The following is an 18,279-nucleotide window of genomic DNA, read 5'->3' on the forward strand; positions in this document are numbered from 1 at the left end:
TCATGTCGATAAATAAAGTGGTAAAAATAGTCATTCATACTTTTACATTCAGAATAAGGAATGCCTTTCATGCTCTCCATGTCGTCTAAAAAAATAGCCGGTTATCTCGTCGGCGTGTCCCTAGCTTTATCCAGTGTTGCCTTGCATGCCGAAGACAAGGTCTATCGGTTAAAACTGGCTGAAACATGGGGTGCTAATACCCCTATTCTTGGGGATGCACCTAAAAACATGGCGAAATTAGCCGAACAAATGTCGAACGGTCGTCTACAAATTCGCATCGATTCCGCCAACAAACATAAGGCGCCTCTTGGGGTCTTTGATCTTGTGAAATCAGGTCAATACGATCTTGGCCATTCCAGCTCTTACTATTGGAAAGGTAAGGTACCCAACACCTTGTACTTTTCTTCAATGCCGTTTGGCATGATGGCGACCGAACAATACGCTTGGTTCTACCAAGGCGGTGGCCTAGAATTGATGCAACAAGTGTATGAGCCACATAACTTGCTGTCATTCCCTGGCGGTAACTCCGATATCCAAATGGGTGGATGGTTTAAAAATGAAATACGCTCTGTTGAAGACCTACAAGGGCTGAAAATGCGCATCCCAGGATTTGCTGGTGAGATTTTTGCTAAAGTCGGCGCAACCCCAACTAACATTCCGCCAAGTGAATTGTTTATGTCTTTGGAGCGTGGGACCATTGACGCGCTTGAATGGGTTGGACCAGCCTTTGACCTACGCATGGGGTTCCACAAAATAGCCCCTTATTACTACACAGCGTGGCATGAGCCAGGTTCAGAGACTCAGTTTCTTGTTAACAAAAAAGTGTGGGATGACTTACCGGCAGACTTGCAAGTCATTTTAGAAACAGCGTTCAGAGTGGCAGCATTTGATATGTACAATCAAGCCATTCATGAAAACGCGCAAAGTTGGGCGAAAATGAAAGCTGAGTTTCCGACGATTCAAGTACGCGATTTTCCACCCGCGGTGCTTGACGCTATGAAAAAAGCCAACCAAGAGCTACTTCAAGAACAAGCGCAGCAAGACCCATTAGCCAAAACGATACTCGATTCACAAGCCGAGTATTTAAGTGCAGTTCGCCAATGGACAGACATCTCATTGAGAGCGTACTTAGATACTCGTGAATAAATTGTTTCCTCTCCTGCACTAATGCCACACTCCCTCACGACCATCGTCGCTGGGGGAGTGCTTAAGGCACATCTTACTCAACCCACTCGCCAAAATTGTTTTAAACAAAACTGTTTACTATATCAATAATTGATGAACTTATCTAAAAAATGGATGACAAAGTCATATCACCACGCATTACACTTAAAAGGCACTGTACCAGCGGCTAATGTGTTAGCGAGCTGGCTTATAAAAATAATGAATGTATTGGTGTGTCGTTATGAGATTTGATTTTTCTGTCTACGATCTTCAAGCCGTCGATGCTTCTACGCAAACGCTTGCGAGTATCTTATTCAATAAGGGATTTGGTGAGTATCATTTTACGGAAAAAACACGTCAACAGAAGCAGTCAACGCTTAAATTTAAGGCGTTCGGAGGGCTTTCTATTGTGGAATACGGGGTCGGAATCGCGTCCTATGTGAGCATGTCAAATGCCGACCTTGGGTATCAGTTGCACGTAGTTTTAACCGGACACAGCACTGAGCAGTGCCATAACAGTGGACGCATGCTCAGAGCAGGCGATTCTATGATGATCATGCCGAAAGAACAGATGATATCGTATGATTCGACGGATTGTAAAAAGCTGATTGTGACTATCCCGACGGAGTTTTTGCATCAAACAGTGCGTGAATTTGGGTATTTTTGCGCGACTGAACAGATTCACTTTGCCCCAGTAGTCAGCCGTTTCCCTATGGCTGGGCCCTTATTTAATTTGCTTAATGACATGCTACAGCAAGATAAATCCGCACTGGGTGAACGTGCCTTGGTGTATTACTGTAAGCTACTAAGCGGCGCTATTCTTAATGTATTTCATAACACGGTTGTTCCAGGCTCCCTTTCAGCCGAGTCCTTGCATCGCCATATCACGCGTATTCGTCATTATGTTTTAGACAATATTACGACCGATATCACCATCGAAGAATTAGCCCATCTATGCCAAATTAGCCGAAAGTCTCTCTATAATCTATTTGAGCGTGAAACAGGGCTAACACCGTCCACTTATGTTCGCCGCTTGAAACTGGAAAGCGCCCATGCGGAATTGAAAAACAATGAGCGTATTAAAAATGTCACGCAAGTGGCTCTTAAATATGGTTTTACGAATTTAGGACGATTTTCGGCGCAATATCGCGAACAAATCGGCGAGCTGCCCTCGCAAACGTTACGCGACTTTTCCTACTGATTAGACATTAAAAAAAACAGACTGAGCAAAAGGGGGAAGCCCAGTCTGTTCTTGTTAGTACTCTTTCTTAGAACTTGTACATCGCCATGACTTCCACTTGCTGTCCAGCTGGGCGTGTTGCTATGTTGCCGCTAGGTGCACCGTTCGTCGCTGCATTCTGATCACGTAGCTCTAGACCCAGCTCTAATCCTGGCAAATACGTGTAAATTACGTTCGCTGTGGTAATTTTAAGTGTGTCGTCCGCAAGACTTGATGCGTCTGCCGTGACTTGTCCGTAGCGCAAATTGACGCGTAGCGTATCGCTCAGCTTATGACCGACACCCGCGGAAAAGCCACTGACGGTTAAAAGTTCGCCATTGCCGTTTAGTTCAGAAGCGCCCGCGGTGCCTGCCGCGCCATTATAGCCCCAACCCGCGTATATCGCGGCGCCTTTACCAGAGAAGCCGCTTAACGAAAGGCTAGTATCACCTAATTTAAGCTTGGCCGCCAAAGACAGTGCGGCTCCAAATTTGCTGTCACTGTCGGTCGTGCTTGACGGTGTCATATCAACATCACGCCCTGTCATGGCTATATTAAAGGCGTGACCTTCTGCCGTGCGGTGGGTATATGCGGCCACTAAATCAGGATGACTGGCGCGGTTATAGAGCGGGTCTTGCAAGGTCAAACGCAATCCGTCTTTTGCATAATGCACAACAAGGTCTGGACGAACAACCGCCCCATTTCCAGAAACCGTACCTATGCCTGTCCCGTAGAAGTTAATCATTTCGGTATCAAAAGGCGCATTGGCAAAAAATTGTCCCGTCCAAGTTTGGCCTACTGTAAGGTTATCAACGGATAATGTTGCGTGGCGCAAACGAAATACAGACGATGTCCCTCTAAAGTCCCCTTCGATAAAGCCTTTTAGGCTGTGGTCACCTTCTTTACGACTCGTGGTGACGTTTAAACGCGATTGACTGGCACTGCCTTCAAACGTGCTGTCACTCTTATCAGGCGAATTAAACACGCCTTCAGCCTTAACATAACCGCCTATACTGAATTGAGTGCCATTAAACTCCCCTAAATCCAGTGCAAAGCCTTGCGATGACATACCCGCAACCATAACAGCTAGCGCAATTTTGTTTTTCATTAGCATCTTGATACCACCCTGTTGATGAATCGTTATATTTATAATTAGGGGATCAATATCGCAAAGGGGCACTAGGGAGGATATCCACATTGTGTAATCTTTGTACATAATGTGAAAAAGCCGCCACATCGTAAAAATGTTAGCGGCTTTTAAGGGAGCCAAGCGGGCAAATTAAGCGTCGGTTTTAGGACGGAATTGTATCTGTAGCCCCATTAGAAAATTACGCAAGATTTGGTCTTTGCATTCACAGTAATGGCGGTTGTCTGGCTTACGAAAGAAAGAGCTGAGCTCATGCTTGCTGAGGTTAAACTCAGCCAATGACATTATGTCTAAAATTTCTTCGGCTTGAAGATTCAAGGCAATGCGCAGTTTCATAAAGATGGCGTTGTTCGTTAAACGCTTTTCTGGCTCAGGTTGTGGGCCTTCACGCTTGCCACGTTTGGCATTGATAAAACCGTTTAGAAACGTCGCCATTTCTATGTCTGTCATTTCAATATAGCCGGCATCGTCTTCTTTTTTTAGCCAACTGTTCACTTGCTCTTGAGTGGCTACGCCATCAGCAGCGGCAAAAATAGCCATGACAGACTGATCTTTCAAATCAAAGGTGTAACGCAGGCGGCGTAATATGTCGTTATTGTTCAAAATAAGTTCCTAATATCGAATCGCGCCGATTGATAAAGGGCACGCTTTGTTCGTTCGTATTAACGATCCGGTAGACCGTTCAGAGGTTGTGTGCTTAGCCGTTAAACAGCTACTTTTTCTTTGGTTGACGCCCATGATAAATGGCATAGCCTTTGTCTCGATACAAACGAGTATGAGAGCCCAACGCCGCGTCTAGAATCGGTGGGTAACGCAAGAAATCGTTGGCCACCACAAACAGCTCACCATTCAACGTCAGGTGTTGTTTTACCGTCATAAAGAAACTTTCAGCAATGCTGTAATCGGTATTGATACCCGTATGGAAGGGCGGGTTCGTCACCACATAATTGAAGCGACCTTTTACTTGATCTAAGCCATTAGAAGCAACCATAGTGACCGCATCACCCACTTGGTTTGCTGTAAAGGTTAATTCCGTGGCTTTTAAGGCCAACACGCTGTCGTCTAATGCAGTGATACGTGCACCGGTTTTATTATGCAGCCAAAGCGCAATAATGCCGTCGCCACAACCAAAGTCGAGAATTCGTGCGCTGGCAACGTCACTCATAAAGCGATGTTGGTTGAGCTGGTTTAATAAGATCTCTGTGCCTTTGTCTAATTTTCCATGACCAAACACGCCCGGCAGACTGCACAAGGTTAGGCTCTGCCCAGCAACGTCTTGCTTCCATGTAATAATCCAATCAGCGAGCACAAATGGCTTTGCAGGACGGCGCTTGTAGCCGTTGTAAAGCAAACAATGCTTTGCCCCATCTACCTTGCCCACGTCATCTAATCCACCCTCTAAGCGCTTCATAGAGGATTTAACGCCGCTTTTATTATCGCCTACCAGCCAAACTCGACCACCTTCTTTTAATAACGGCAAGGTGGCGGCAAGTAAATAGTCCAGTAGCTCTTTGGCTTTAGGTTGGTACACCACGATATGGTCAAAATCACGGCCATTTTCGAGCGCCCACTGGGCGTCCAAAAACAGTTTTTCCTCTGTAAAACCAACCCGTAACAAGCTGTCATAGATCGTTTTAGATTGGCACCAAGCATACACATCCGCTTGTCGGCTCAAATCCAGAGGATACGTGTCTTCTGGATTGGCGAATAAGATTTTTCCCGTCAACTCGGTGTTGTTGCGCACCAAAAGTTGGCTTGTCGAATTAAGATTCATAAGTAACAGATAGCTCTTTTATAGAAAGGGTGGTCACTGGCGCCAATAAAACATTGAGACGCTCAGTAGAAAGTTCAGGTTGTACTCTAGGGTAACGCGGTGCTCGTCGGTCATTCAACAAAGGCGCCGCCCAGCCTTTGGTTAAAGTAAGAAAATCCTGAGTAAAAGCGTCTCCGTGCTCTAAACAGCCAGACAAAATCACATCCAAGTAACTCAAGGCAATAGGGCATTCATGATGAGGCTCTGTCACCTCATCCGTATGATAAACCCAGTAGATGCCTTCCGGCAGGCTGTCGTCATGATAGGGGGTTAATTGCGCTGAGGTTATTACTGCGCGCTGATAGCCACGCTCTCGTTCATCAAACAGCGGAAACTGGTCATGAGGCACTTCAACCAAGACGCCATTGCAGGCTTTCTCAGCAGCAGGAATCACAGCAACTGAGCTCATACCAAATTCGGTAGACATAACAGACCAATGGCGCTCAAAGCCTTGCAGTTTGACAGGCCAAACGCGGCCTGTTTCTCCTGTCTTAGCGCGACTTTCACCATTAATCAGACTGCCGTAGCCTAAAATAAAGTGCCTATCTAACGAGCTCATTATCCTCTCCCAATCAAACTCAAACACAGTACGATATTCTCAAGCACGCATGATAGCCTTTGCCTCTAGGCAGTACTAGCGTAAGACGCTATTGACTGACAACACACTGAAAAGAGCTCGCTTGACGCAAATCTCCCTGTTGGTATTGCGCATAAGCGGGGTATGGACATAAAGGTCGCGTTATACCTGCCATTCGAGCGGTGATTTCGGGGTTATCCGCTCGGGTTGCCGCGACAACCTCTTGCGGTGCTTGGTTGCTTTCTACCCACGACACTAACGGTTGCAAGAGATTAAAACGATCGGCCGAAGGCCCACCTTCACCGTGAGGCATACCGGGGACTCGATACAAACGAACAAACTCATGAGTGCGCCCCACTAGACCAAAATCCAAAAAGTCATACCAACGCACTGTGTCTTTTACTGAAAACACAGGGTCGCTGTTACCGTGAAAAAGGATCATTTTTCCTCCTGCGGCTTTAAACTCAGTCAATGTAGGCTTTATCGCACCGGGCGGCGTCATGAGTGCCATGGCGGAGGTTTTGAATTGTTGGTTTGTGGCGTAAATTTTAGGCGCGTCTTTGTCAAAATCAAAGGTAAACAAATAATGCTCCAGCGCATAGATATCACCGGGGACACGGCTCGGTGGGGTGGAAAAAAGATGAGCCAGAGCCGCCGCCCCAACTACCGCCCCCATTGGCTGATTGTCTAAACCAGACAAGGTGCTTTCCACTTTCCACGTACGCCAATTATCAGAACGCATACCTGTATCGTAGACCCAACTAGAATATAACGACTGATTTTGTGAATTATGTGGCCCTCTTTGCATTCTGATTAAAGCGGCCACCGTATTGAGTGGCAAACAGTCGCGGTCGAAACGACTTTTACACACCAAGGCCGTCGGTTGAAACTTTTTCTGACAGGGCTCAACCGCAAAAATCATATCGTCACTGATGCCATCTAGCGCGTCACACTCATCCAACAATCTTTTTGTAAAAATCATAAGATCACGCTTTGATAAAGCCTGCTGAATCTTATCATCCACACGACGTAACGCTTGCACATCCCAAGCATGCTGTAGTGCCGCTTTTGGAGAGTTAAAACCAGGGTATCCAATTAATAAACCGTCAAACATCTCAGGAAAACGCGATGCAGCCACCATCGCCATACGCCCACCATGAGATTGACCAAGACCGTACGCATAACGAATAGGAGCCTGGTAGTAGCTTTCAACTAAGGCTCGTGCAATCGGGTTTAACGCTTGCATGGTCGCGTAACCATAATACCGGCGTGCTTCCGGATCATGACCAAAGCCTGCAAACCCAGCCAAGCCGTCCTCTGGATATTGAGTGGCATCATGACCTCCATTGCTAGAGACAACGGCAAAACCTTGATTAATAGCAAACTGACGGCTTGTGAGACCTGTCAACTTGCCAATAGCTGGCGAGACTTCACCGCCATAGCCACTGTTAAATTGATAAGCAAAACGCCCTTGCCAATACTGTGGCAACCTAAGCTCAAAGCGAACCGCGTAGCGCTTCCCGTCTACTCCCATGCGCTGAGCCATGACACCTGACACCAAGCAAAAAGACGCTGTTACGTCTTTGCTCGGCGCGTGCAAACGCGCCTCAATCATCACATTATCTGGTGCCTGTGTGGCAAGTGCCTCACAACGAAGCGCATCAGCGTAGGCCAGCGAACTGCTACAGAAAAACAGGGTTAACAGCGAGAAACATAAGGTCGAGAAGGCTTTCATTCATATCATCCAGTTTGAATGTAGACGCTTAGTCATAACGACTCTTTCGTCTAATTTGATAAATCACTTAACAAGGTATTGAGTTTAGTCAGCTAAACCGTAAAAAACATAGTGACTGTAAAACAGTCTGACTGATAAGTAGGCAAAATACCCAATAATCACACAAATAAAAAGCAGGCGTTAAAAACGAAGAAAAGAGAAATAAAGAAAAAACGGGCAGAAAGCCCGTTTTGTAAGACAGAATCTAATGAGCTGAAAACACCAACAAGTTGGGAGACACCTCATTAAAATCCAACGCCATGGTCACACTAAGGGCCGTCACGGTAATGATAGAAAAGAAAAACACTTGTCGTGCCCAGCCGTTCACATCAATCCCTGGACGATAACCTCGTAATGCCATTGCCAGCCACCAAAGACTGGTTGCTAACGCCACCACCATAAACCCGATGCCAACATACCCTGCCAAAGGCAGAAGAGAGGCAACCACCGCAAATGCGGCAATATGTAATATGATATGACGCTTCGCTTTCGCAATACCTTGCGACACCGGCAAGACAGGAATACCTGCCGCTTCGTAGTCTTTGTAACGAAATATCGCAATAGCGTAAGAGTGAGGCATTTGCCAAATACAAAACATAGCCAGCAGTATAGCCGCACCAGCGTCAAACTGACCCGCTGCAGCACAGTAGCCTACCACTGGTGGAACAGCGCCAGACAAACTACCAACAAAGGTTCCATAAACGGATTTGCGCTTAAAGTACAAGGTGTACAAACCAACGTATACAACATAACCGAACACAGCAAACGCAACGGCTACCCAGTTTGTAAAATACGCCAGCAAAGCAAAGCCCACTACGCCCAACACAACACCATGAAAAAATGCCGCCTTTCCTGACATTTCACCATTTACAGTCACTCGGTTACGAGTACGTTGCATTTTTGCGTCTATGTCTCTATCAACATAGTTGTTAATAGCACAACCCGAAGCAACCACTAACGACAAGCCAATGACGGTCGCTAGCATTAGAATCCAATCAATTTCGCCACGGGAGGCTAAAAGAAAGCCCCCCGCAACAGAAATGAGGTTGCCCATAATGATGCCAGGCTTAGTTACCTGAAGGTATCGCTTAAACATCGCTATAGGCTCCCATTAGATGTGCATGACTTACTATTAGAGAAGTCCGCATAATCATCAGATTATACTGCTTACATCATCATTGCGTTGGAAGCGTAGATTATCCATACAGATAAACCAACCACCATCACAATAACCACGGCAGAGAAGATAAATGAATAAGTGTCCAGTTTACCTTGCTGAGAAAAGTTCAAGTGAAGGAAATACTTCAAATGCACAAAAATCTGAACAATAGCAAACAATACAATTGTTATGTATGTTGGGCCCTTATCAAATGCTTCAGTCATCACCATCCAGAATGGGATACCCGTCAGAATCACTGACCAGATAAATCCCACTAAGTACGATTTAACACTACCGTGTGAATGCGCTTCAGAAGAATGATCGCTCATTAGATCGCCCCCATCAGATAAACAACGGTGAAAACACAGATCCAGATAATATCCAAAAAGTGCCAGAATAGACTTAAACAGCCTAAGCGAGTTAATACTCTGCCTGTCAGTCCCGTTTTGATAATTTCAATTACCAAGACGATCATCCAGAACAAACCTGCCGTAACGTGCAATCCATGTAACCCAACAAGGGTAAAGAAAGCTGACAAGAATGCACTTGTTTGTGGCCCATTACCTGCAGAAATCAGGTGATGAAACTCATAAATCTCTAGCGCAATAAACACCGCACCAAAAATAAATGTTGCCGCCAACCACAGCAGTGTATTGGCTTGCTGCTTCTTATGAGCACTGATCATGGCAAAGCCGAATGTGATACTTGAGATAAGTAACGCAGACGTTCCCACCAAAATCAGACTCAAAGTAGGCTCAAACACTTCTTTGGCTGTCACCCCACCAGCTGAGTTCATAAAGAGCACAGCGTAGGTAGCGAAGACTGATGCGAATAGCAAACAGTCTGTCATCAGATATAACCAGAACCCAAATATGGTGTCCTTACCTGTATCGTGATGCTCTTCGTGCTCTGCGTGAGCGTCATGTGTATTCATATGTGTTGTGCTCATGATTACCCCTTAGCCACGTTGTCTAGGTGAGCATTCTCGATGCGCGCCACTTCGTCTGGTTGTACATAATAATCCACATCACTCGTGTAAGCGCGCGCGATGAAAGATCCCACCATACCAACCAAACCAACAATAGCAAGCCACCAAATATGCCACACCATTGCGAAGCCGAACACTAAGCTTAGAATACCTATCGCGACACCTGCCATGGTATTTCTTGGCATGTGAATAGGGGCATAGCTCGCGTGACGAGTATAGGCTTCACCTTTTTCTTTCATGTCCGTAAAGGCATCAAGATCAGAGACCTTAGGTAGAACAGCGAAGTTATAGAACTGCGGTGGTGAAGAAGTCGACCATTCAAGTGTATGGCCATTCCATGGATCACCCGTTGTATCTAAGTTCTGATGACGATCACGATAGCTGACGTACAACTGAATCAACTGACACACAATACCTGCAGCGATAACAAAGGCACCGACTAACGCAATGTACAACCAAATATTCCAGTCTGGATTATTGGTGTAGTTTAGACGACGAGTCATACCCAAGAAGCCTAAAACGTACAAAGGCATAAAAGCTAAGAAGAAGCCAACTAACCAGCACCAGAACGCTGCTTTACCCCATTTAACATTGAGGTGATAACCCATTGCTTTAGGGAACCAGAAAGCGAAACCAGCCAAGTAACCAAATACCGCACCACCAATAATGGTGTTATGGAAATGGGCAACTAAGAACAAGCTGTTATGCAATACATAGTCAGCACCAGGCACAGCTAGCAATACACCTGTCATACCACCGATAGTAAATGTCACCATGAAACCCAGTGTCCAAAGTACGGGTACGGTAATACGAAGACGACCGCGGTACATTGTAAACAACCAGTTAAACAGTTTCACACCCGTTGGCACGGCAATGATCATTGTCATAATACCGAAGAAGGCATTGACGTTCGCACTGGACCCCATAGTAAAGAAGTGATGCAACCAAACGATAAAACCAAGAATGGAAATCGATGCTGTTGCCCATACCATGGACTTGTAACCAAACAAACGCTTACCGGTAAAGGTAGATACGATCTCAGAGAAAATACCAAATGCTGGCAGAACAAGGATATACACCTCAGGGTGACCCCATGCCCAGAACAGGTTGATATACATCATCGAGTTACCGCCACGATCGTTCGTGAAGAAACTGAAATCTAAGTAACGATCAAGCGTCAACATGCCCAATACAGCAGTCAAAATCGGGAAAGAGGCAGCGATCAAGATGTTGGCCCAAGTACAGGTCCACGTAAAGATCGGCATATCCATCAATTTCATACCAGGAGCACGCATTTTAAACACAGTTACTAAGAAGTTAACCGCTGTTAAAGTCGTACCTATACCTGCTATCTGTAAGGCCCATATATAGTAATCTACCCCAACCCCAGGACTGTATTCCAACCCTGACAACGGCGGATAAGCTACCCAACCTGTCATCGCGAACTCACCAAGACCAAGCGAAATGTTTGTCAACATTGCGCCAGAAAAGGTAAACCAGAAGCTTAGGCTGTTTAAGAATGGGAAGGCCACATCACGAGCACCAATCTGCAACGGTACAACGATGTTCATCAGACCCGTCATAAATGGCATCGCCACAAAGATGATCATGATAACACCGTGAACCGAGAAGATTTGGTCATAGTGACTTGGTGCCAAGTAACCTGGATCACCATTGGTGGCCATCGCAAGCTGCAAACGCATCAATACCGCATCGGTAAAACCTCGAACGAGCATCACCAGAGCTAGAATGATGTACATTATGCCTATGCGTTTGTGGTCAACCGAGGTCAACCAGTCAAACCATAGCGGACCCAGCAGTTTATTTTTAATAACAAAGAATGCGAGCACAGAGACCAAAACGCCGACCACACAAAGTGTGGTAATAACGATCGGGTCATATGGGAGCGCATCCCAAGAGAGTTTGCCTAAGAGTGCAGACATTATTTTTCAGCCTCCGTATGCATATCATGCGATGAGTGTTGAGACTCTCCATGATTCATATCACCATGATTCATACCATCATGCTTCATGACACCATGACTGGAATTATCGTGGATCATTTTAGGATCAAAAACCGTTCCTTTAAGCAACTCAACTCTGCCGTGATCTTTCATCAGTCTCATCACATTATCCATGAAGATGCCTGATTCAATAGAGTTGTAATACTGAACTGGTGTTGGCACGTGATGGTAAGCATCCGCATCAAATTCAGCGAGCTTCTCATAGGCGGTTTGATCCAAGATGCCATTATTAATGACATTATGAGATCCTGCCTTAACACCTTCTACCCATGCATAGAAATCTTCTTCTGTTGGTGTAGCAACAGCGTCAAACTTCATACCACTGAACCCGCCACCACTGTAATTTGCAGAGATACCAGCGTACGTGCCGGGCTCATTTGCAATCAAGTGAAGCCTAGTTACCATGGCGGCCATTGAGTAAATCTGACTACCCAATTGCGGGATAAAGAACGAGTTCATTGTACCTTCAGACGTAATTTGGAAGGCCACAGGAACATTAGCTGGAAATCTCAGCTCGTTCACAGAAGCAATTCCAAGATCTGGGTAAATAAACAACCATTTCCAGTTCATCGAAACGACTTGAACATTAATATGATCTTTTTCATGTTCTAGAGGCTTGTAGGGATCTAAAGCATGAGTGGATTTCCAAGTAATCACCGCAAGAATGATGACGATCACGATTGGAACAGACCAAACGATAGTTTCTATTTTTGTGGAGTGAGACCACTTAGGTTCATAAATTTCGTCACGTCCTTCACGGTACTTCCAAGCGAAATACAGCGTCATGACAATAACGGGAATTACGACAATCAGCATTAATAGAGTAGCGACTATGATTAGTTGCTTCTGTTCAATACCAACTTGCCCTTTTGGGTCGAGCACACCACCCTGACAACCAGCGAGCAACAAGCCCACCATTACCGCCAAAGCGACTTTACTTAGGATACGAGTTAACAAGAGAATCATCCTCTAACCCCGGGGTTTACAAACCTGCCACTTGGGTATCAAACGGCAGAACGAAAATCCGGCAATGCCGGGTATTTCAGTAAAGATCACCATGCTGAAAACAGCACAAAAATCATTACCTAGCTAATATCATTAACGTGGCAATAACTCTTTTGGATCACCTAAATCTGAAAACGGGCGCTCTACATCTTGTTGTGCTTCGCGCCGCAGCACGAAAGGGTTGACCGTTTGGGACAACCGCACAAATTTCAAAGAAGGCCAGCGTCTGGCGAGCAAGATTGTTGTTGGCCATACAAAGCCAGCAACCAATCAAAAATAGGACAACAAAGACAAAACTGACCAGCAGTTCAGCCTGAAGAATGGGGTCATGCAAGGCAAAAAGCGAGTTGCCGCCATGAATAGAAAAAATGAAATGCAACAGTAAAAAAAAGCACAAGCAAAAAACAACCGCAAAAAGGCGCCAGAGCGTCGCCAAGTTACTGGATATCGAATTTAAATAAGAATGTGATACGACTTGAAAATGCTTCAATTTATCCATCCAGCTTAATGATCACAAAAAAGTGAAAATATCGTTCTTGCTCGCTTAATACGAATTTAGTGGCGCGAAATATAGCAAAGATTACATCACCATACAAAGCCTAGTTTACCCTTTACTCACGTTCACGTAACGCAGAAAAACAAATAAAAAATGGACTTTGCATCAAAATAAAACACGCACCTGCTGTTCGAATTTTGACCACTTACATTAAGAACGTCAAGAAAAAGTCAATATGCTCGGTATTTCCTCATAAAATGTAAGCTTAATTCTGTCTGATTTTGGCGCTGAAGCCAATGACCTACATCGACCTTTTCACGATTAGACCCTCCAATATCATCAAGATGTAAACAAACCCACTTTTCATGCACTTTTAATGCACTTTGTTGGTGCGTTTCTCGCGTTTACTTGTTGCGGTTTTTTTGAAAATCGCTACTCTTGCACACTTTTTAACGCCTCAGAGCGTTTCCAAGCGGATTTTTTACCAAAATCATTCTGCTGACGTTTAACCCACAAACAATAAAACGATGACCATATCGTATAAAAGGGAGAGCCCTTCATGGCTGCTATCGTAGATTTTCTAAATACCGTATTTTGGGGCTATATCCTTATTTATGGCCTACTTTTTGTTGGTATCTTTTTCACATTAAGATTAGGCTTCATCCAAATTAGGCACTTCCCAGAATTCATTCGTACCGTACTAAAAGCCCCACAAACTGATCGTGGTGGCATTTCACCTTTTCAAGCTTTATGCACCAGTTTGGCTTCACGAGTTGGCACAGGGAACCTTACCGGTGTCGCCGTAGCTTTGTTTCTTGGCGGTCCAGGCGCCATATTTTGGATGTGGGTGGTGGCTGCGATTGGTATGGCCACCGCTTATGCTGAAAGCTCTTTAGCACAGCTCTATAAAATACGCGATCAAAACGGTCAATTGCGTGGTGGCCCCGCGTTTTACATCAGCAAAGGGTTAAAAGCCCCTTGGGCGGGTGCGATATTTTCTCTCGCACTTATTTTGGCTTTTGGATTGGTGTTTAACGCCGTTCAAGCCAACTCGATTGCAGGCGCGATGGAAGGGGCCTTTGGTATAGACACCAATATAACTGGCATTGTCATTATGTTGTTGGCCGCGCTCGTCATCTTTGGTGGTATCAGAAAAATTGCCCGTTTTGCTGCCATTGTGGTTCCTATTATGGCAGCGCTTTATTTGCTTGTTGCCTTGTATGTTATTTTTGCCAACATCACCGAAGTACCAGCGGCTTTCGCACTGATTATTAAAAGTGCCTTTGGTATAGAGCAAGCCGCAGGCGGTGTCTTGGGTGCTATGTTAAACGGCATCAAACGAGGCTTATTTTCAAACGAAGCCGGTATGGGATCGGCGCCAAACATCGCCGCCGTCGCGACACCCAACCCTCACCACCCAGCCTCTCAGGGTATGGTGCAGTCTTTAGGCGTATTCATTGACACTATTCTAATCTGTACTGCGACAGCACTAATGATCCTGTTGTCCGGCGCTTTAGGAAACGGTCAAACCGGTATCGTCTTAACTCAAACCGCGTTAACGACGCACATAGGTAGTGCAGGCCAGTACTTTGTTGCCATCGCCATTTTCTTCTTCGCTTTTACCTCTATCATTGGTAACTACAGCTACGCAGAAAATGCCCTTACTTACCTAAAGTGGGCCAACAAACCAGGCATCTTTATCCTACGAGTGTTGGCTCTGGCCATGATTCCATGGGGAGCGTACGAGAGCGTTGCCATGGTATTCAACGTCGCCGATGCCGCGATGGGGTTAATGGCTACCATTAACCTTATCGCCATCGTGATGCTGTCAGGTCTGGTGGTAAAATTAACCAAAGACTATTTTACCCAGCTGAAAACTCATACGCCGGTATTCAAGTCAGAAGATTACCCCGAAGTGCGTGAGGATATTGACCTTAGCGTTTGGGATGAAAAACCAAACAAATAAATCATTCACACGACCTTGATCAGTCTTACTAACAAAAACCCGCTGCAAATACAGCGGGTTTTTTATTGTCTATATATGTAGACAAACGACCTAGAGTTTCGCCGCAATCTTGTACGCTAGCCCATGCAAGAAAGGCCCTGCAATAAACGAAATAACGCCCGCCGCTGGCCAAGCCAATACCCATGCATGCATCCAAATCGACACAAAATCCGCATTAAGACCAATATTTAGATACGTAATCCACGCCGACATCATAAGCGATAGGGTGAACGACATCAGCACGGCAAAGATAATTCTATGCTTCATGAATCAATTACTCCTTAAAATGAAGGCTATATTAGCAAGGCCATATATTAATAGTACAAATAAATTTCACCTCCGTTTTCCTTTGCCCTGATAAGATTGGTTACAATGCTCAATCTGCTTACTTCAGTTTTTTTAAAAGAGATCTCATGGAAAATTTAATTTGGTGGCAATACGCCCTAATCGGCATAATTTTTGTCTGGAGCGGCTTTGTTCGCAGTGGCTTAGGATTCGGCGGTGCCGTCCTGGCGTTGCCTTTTCTATTATTAGTAAAAAACGATCCGCTATTATTTCTCCCCATCATTTCCATCCACCTCTTGGTATTTTCCAGCTGGATTGCATGGCAAGGGGCAAAAGCCACCAAGCAACAAGCTCAACTCGCCGCAGAGCGAGGTGAAGCACCGCAAGAGGCGCAGGGTAACATCGCTTGGGGTTATTTGAAAAAAGCCCTTGGCATCATGATAGTCCCAAAGCTGATCGGCGTATTTGGCTTACTCACCTTACCAGGTGACATAGTCACTGGCGTGATTTTCGTCATCGTCGCCGTCTTCGCCGTGTCTTATATCTTGAATACCCCTTTTTACACCAACAACCGATTTCTCGATACGATTTTCCTCATGCTCGGCGGCTACGTCAGTGGTACTTCCTTAATCGGCGCACCGCTCATCGTCTCCGTCTTCGCCACCAAAGTACCACGCCACCAACTGCGCGATACCTTATTTGTACTCTGGTTTATCTTAGTCGTCATTAAAATGGTCTCTTTCTTAATTGCGGACATAGACCTACAACTCATCCACCAGCTTTGGTTACTGCCTTGCGCCTTGATTGGTCACGTCTTTGGACAAAAGCTCCACAACCGCATTCAAAAAGCTGAAACACCCGTCTTCTTCCAATTCATCGGCTGGGCGCTCCTCATCGTCTGCGGCTTTGGCTTGTACTCGACCTTTATGCTTTAGTCCGCAGTAACGCTGTTTCCAGATCAACTCTCGCTCCGGCGCTAAAGCGCAAACATCCGCGAGATGTTGATCTGGAAACAGCTTGGTCTTGATTTTGTGATATATAACAAAGGAATGTCCTATGAGCGACACAGTAACAAAAGCGTTTACCGATTGCGCGACTAAGAATAAGAGAAAAGAACTCGCAGAACGTTTTACTCAATACTTAAAAAGCCGTAATACAAAAGATAATGCCTATGTTGTGAACCTAAACGGCGCTTGGGGAACAGGGAAAACTTACTTTGTTACCGAATGGAAAAAACTTGTCGAAAAGCAAGGTCACATAGCCATCAAGATAGATGCTTGGGAATCGGATTATCTAAATGATCCACTCGCCACCATCATTGCTGAACTGCTTGAACAGATCAAATCAAACATCAAGAACCACGATGCAAGATTTCGAAATGCGGAAAGAAACGTCGCCAGCGCCATATTTAATATGGGCAAAAGCGTACTTCCAATCGGGTCAAAGGTTGTAGGTAGGCACCTTTTCGGAGAAGCGGCAACAAACGAAATACTCGACCTAATTGCTGCTGCCACAGGCTCCGTCACTAATCATAGTGCTGTAAAAGGCGACTTGAATATGGGCGATCTAGGATTAGAAGTCGCCAGTCAGCACAAACGACATAAGCAATTCACCCAAGACTTCAAGAAACAGGCACGCGAACTTGTCGACTTCGCCCTTGAGGGCAACCCTAACAAACAAGTCTTCATTTTCATTGATGAACTGGATCGTTGCCGCCCAACTTACGCCATCGAGATGCTAGAGACGGTAAAACACTTATTTGATATTCCAGACTTCATCTTTGTTTTATCCACCGACACCAATCAATTACAACATTCGATCAAAGCCGTTTACGGCCATGACTTCGATTCCCATGAATACCTCAGTCGATTTTTCGAACAACGCTTAACGCTTACAGAATTAAATTATTTTGAATTTCTAACCGCTGAAAAAATATTTGAGAAAGAAGATTTTGAACCGCTTCCAACATTACCTGCGGTTAATTCAGCAGAAGAATTGAGAGCTGCTGTAGCCCTTATTTGTGAACAGAACAAGTACCACCTATCACTACGTAGGGTGAAGCAAATCTGCGTGCAACTAGAGATGGTGTTGGATTCAATAGAATTAAAAGAAAATACATACCCGATTCTTACTTTAATCGGACTAGTTATTGGAAACACTCTTTACAGTGGAAAATTAAAATTAGAATCCGTATTAGCCAATGCACAACTGGCACTAAAACACAGACCAATAGACAAAAAAGCGGACATTAGCTTTAACTCTTTTCCTGTCTATACACTTCAAGGCAACGGATATACACTTCACGACTACAAATCTACATCAACACAGCCTAAAGCTATTAACTCTGAAGAAATAATTGAAAATTGTTTTAAAGGAGTTCAGCAATTAACATCGGGACAAGGAGTATCTACATTTAGCTTCGGAGATGATAATAAACATATTAAGTTCCAACAGGATTACTTCAAATCACTAAAAATAAAACCAAGTGAATTATACGATAGACTTGTGTCTCTCCAGCAAAAAGAGGCAGACGGCATCATCAGCCACGAAGAACAGTTACTTCGGATTATTGACGGTTTTAATATTTCACTAGAAGTTGAAACCTAAACACTAGATATAAGCAA

Annotated in this window: 17 protein-coding genes; 5 read left to right on the forward strand and 12 right to left on the reverse strand. The window is 44.9% G+C overall.

Features of this window, described 5'->3' with window-relative positions; all coding sequences use genetic code 11:
* Window positions 1–78: 78 nt before the first annotated feature.
* Both EBI00_RS06885 and EBI00_RS06890 read left to right on the forward strand, forming a co-directional pair.
* Window positions 79–1,146 carry a TRAP transporter substrate-binding protein gene (locus EBI00_RS06885; protein WP_123095399.1) on the forward strand — a complete coding sequence of 356 codons (1,068 nt, stop codon included), beginning with the start codon at window positions 79–81 and terminating at the stop codon, window positions 1,144–1,146.
* 259 nt (window positions 1,147–1,405) lie between these two features.
* Window positions 1,406–2,365, forward strand: a complete 960-nt coding sequence (locus tag EBI00_RS06890; RefSeq protein ID WP_158600739.1) for an AraC family transcriptional regulator — start codon at window positions 1,406–1,408, stop codon at window positions 2,363–2,365.
* Between the two features lie 67 nt (window positions 2,366–2,432).
* Here the strand turns inward: EBI00_RS06890 and EBI00_RS06895 are convergent, their stop codons facing one another.
* The 11 genes from EBI00_RS06895 to EBI00_RS16080 form a co-directional block, all read right to left on the reverse strand.
* Window positions 2,433–3,491 (reverse strand): hypothetical protein, encoded by a 1,059-nt coding sequence (locus EBI00_RS06895; protein ID WP_241556973.1) that lies wholly within the window; start codon window positions 3,489–3,491, stop codon window positions 2,433–2,435.
* 171 nt (window positions 3,492–3,662) lie between these two features.
* Window positions 3,663–4,133, reverse strand: coding sequence for a YehS family protein (locus tag EBI00_RS06900; protein WP_123095187.1), 471 nt, complete (start codon window positions 4,131–4,133; stop codon window positions 3,663–3,665).
* 109 nt (window positions 4,134–4,242) lie between these two features.
* Complete coding sequence (locus EBI00_RS06905; RefSeq protein WP_123095188.1) at window positions 4,243–5,304, reverse strand: class I SAM-dependent methyltransferase; 1,062 nt, start codon at window positions 5,302–5,304, stop codon at window positions 4,243–4,245.
* Window positions 5,294–5,902: a gamma-glutamylcyclotransferase family protein gene (locus EBI00_RS06910; protein ID WP_123095189.1), complete on the reverse strand. Its 609-nt coding sequence runs from the start codon at window positions 5,900–5,902 to the stop codon at window positions 5,294–5,296. Before EBI00_RS06910 ends, EBI00_RS06905 begins: the two co-directional genes overlap by 11 nt.
* A gap of 88 nt (window positions 5,903–5,990) precedes the next feature.
* On the reverse strand, window positions 5,991–7,655 hold the full coding sequence (locus EBI00_RS06915) for a tannase/feruloyl esterase family alpha/beta hydrolase (protein WP_123095190.1): 1,665 nt from the start codon (window positions 7,653–7,655) through the stop codon (window positions 5,991–5,993).
* A gap of 244 nt (window positions 7,656–7,899) precedes the next feature.
* On the reverse strand, window positions 7,900–8,790 hold the full coding sequence (cyoE, locus tag EBI00_RS06920) for a heme o synthase (protein ID WP_123095191.1): 891 nt from the start codon (window positions 8,788–8,790) through the stop codon (window positions 7,900–7,902).
* A 71-nt stretch (window positions 8,791–8,861) separates the two neighbouring features.
* Window positions 8,862–9,182, reverse strand: a complete 321-nt coding sequence (gene cyoD / locus EBI00_RS06925; RefSeq protein WP_123095192.1) for a cytochrome o ubiquinol oxidase subunit IV — start codon at window positions 9,180–9,182, stop codon at window positions 8,862–8,864.
* Window positions 9,182–9,802, reverse strand: coding sequence for a cytochrome o ubiquinol oxidase subunit III (gene cyoC, locus EBI00_RS06930; protein ID WP_123095193.1), 621 nt, complete (start codon window positions 9,800–9,802; stop codon window positions 9,182–9,184). Before cyoC ends, cyoD begins: the two co-directional genes overlap by 1 nt.
* Before the next feature lie 2 nt (window positions 9,803–9,804).
* Window positions 9,805–11,784: a cytochrome o ubiquinol oxidase subunit I gene (gene cyoB / locus EBI00_RS06935; protein WP_123095194.1), complete on the reverse strand. Its 1,980-nt coding sequence runs from the start codon at window positions 11,782–11,784 to the stop codon at window positions 9,805–9,807.
* Entirely contained in the window at window positions 11,784–12,830 is a 1,047-nt protein-coding gene (gene cyoA / locus EBI00_RS06940) for a ubiquinol oxidase subunit II (RefSeq protein WP_123095195.1), read from the reverse strand. The genes cyoB and cyoA overlap by 1 nt, the downstream gene beginning before the upstream one ends.
* Before the next feature lie 157 nt (window positions 12,831–12,987).
* Window positions 12,988–13,368, reverse strand: coding sequence for a hypothetical protein (locus EBI00_RS16080; protein ID WP_123095196.1), 381 nt, complete (start codon window positions 13,366–13,368; stop codon window positions 12,988–12,990).
* Between the two features lie 556 nt (window positions 13,369–13,924).
* Here EBI00_RS16080 and EBI00_RS06950 point away from each other — a divergent pair.
* Window positions 13,925–15,331 carry an alanine/glycine:cation symporter family protein gene (locus EBI00_RS06950; protein ID WP_123095197.1) on the forward strand — a complete coding sequence of 469 codons (1,407 nt, stop codon included), beginning with the start codon at window positions 13,925–13,927 and terminating at the stop codon, window positions 15,329–15,331.
* Between the two features lie 90 nt (window positions 15,332–15,421).
* On the opposite strand, the gene EBI00_RS06955 is transcribed toward EBI00_RS06950, so the two are convergent.
* Entirely contained in the window at window positions 15,422–15,637 is a 216-nt protein-coding gene (locus EBI00_RS06955) for a DUF2798 domain-containing protein (RefSeq protein ID WP_123095198.1), read from the reverse strand.
* A gap of 146 nt (window positions 15,638–15,783) precedes the next feature.
* Here EBI00_RS06955 and EBI00_RS06960 point away from each other — a divergent pair, with 146 nt between their 5' ends.
* Together EBI00_RS06960 and EBI00_RS06965 are read left to right on the forward strand one after the other, a co-directional pair.
* Window positions 15,784–16,590, forward strand: coding sequence for a sulfite exporter TauE/SafE family protein (locus EBI00_RS06960; protein ID WP_123095199.1), 807 nt, complete (start codon window positions 15,784–15,786; stop codon window positions 16,588–16,590).
* A gap of 121 nt (window positions 16,591–16,711) precedes the next feature.
* Window positions 16,712–18,262: a KAP family P-loop NTPase fold protein gene (locus EBI00_RS06965; protein ID WP_123095200.1), complete on the forward strand. Its 1,551-nt coding sequence runs from the start codon at window positions 16,712–16,714 to the stop codon at window positions 18,260–18,262.
* Window positions 18,263–18,279 lie beyond the last annotated feature (17 nt).

The organism is Marinomonas hwangdonensis, assembly GCF_003721245.1.
Lineage (GTDB): Bacteria > Pseudomonadota > Gammaproteobacteria > Pseudomonadales > Marinomonadaceae > Marinomonas > Marinomonas hwangdonensis.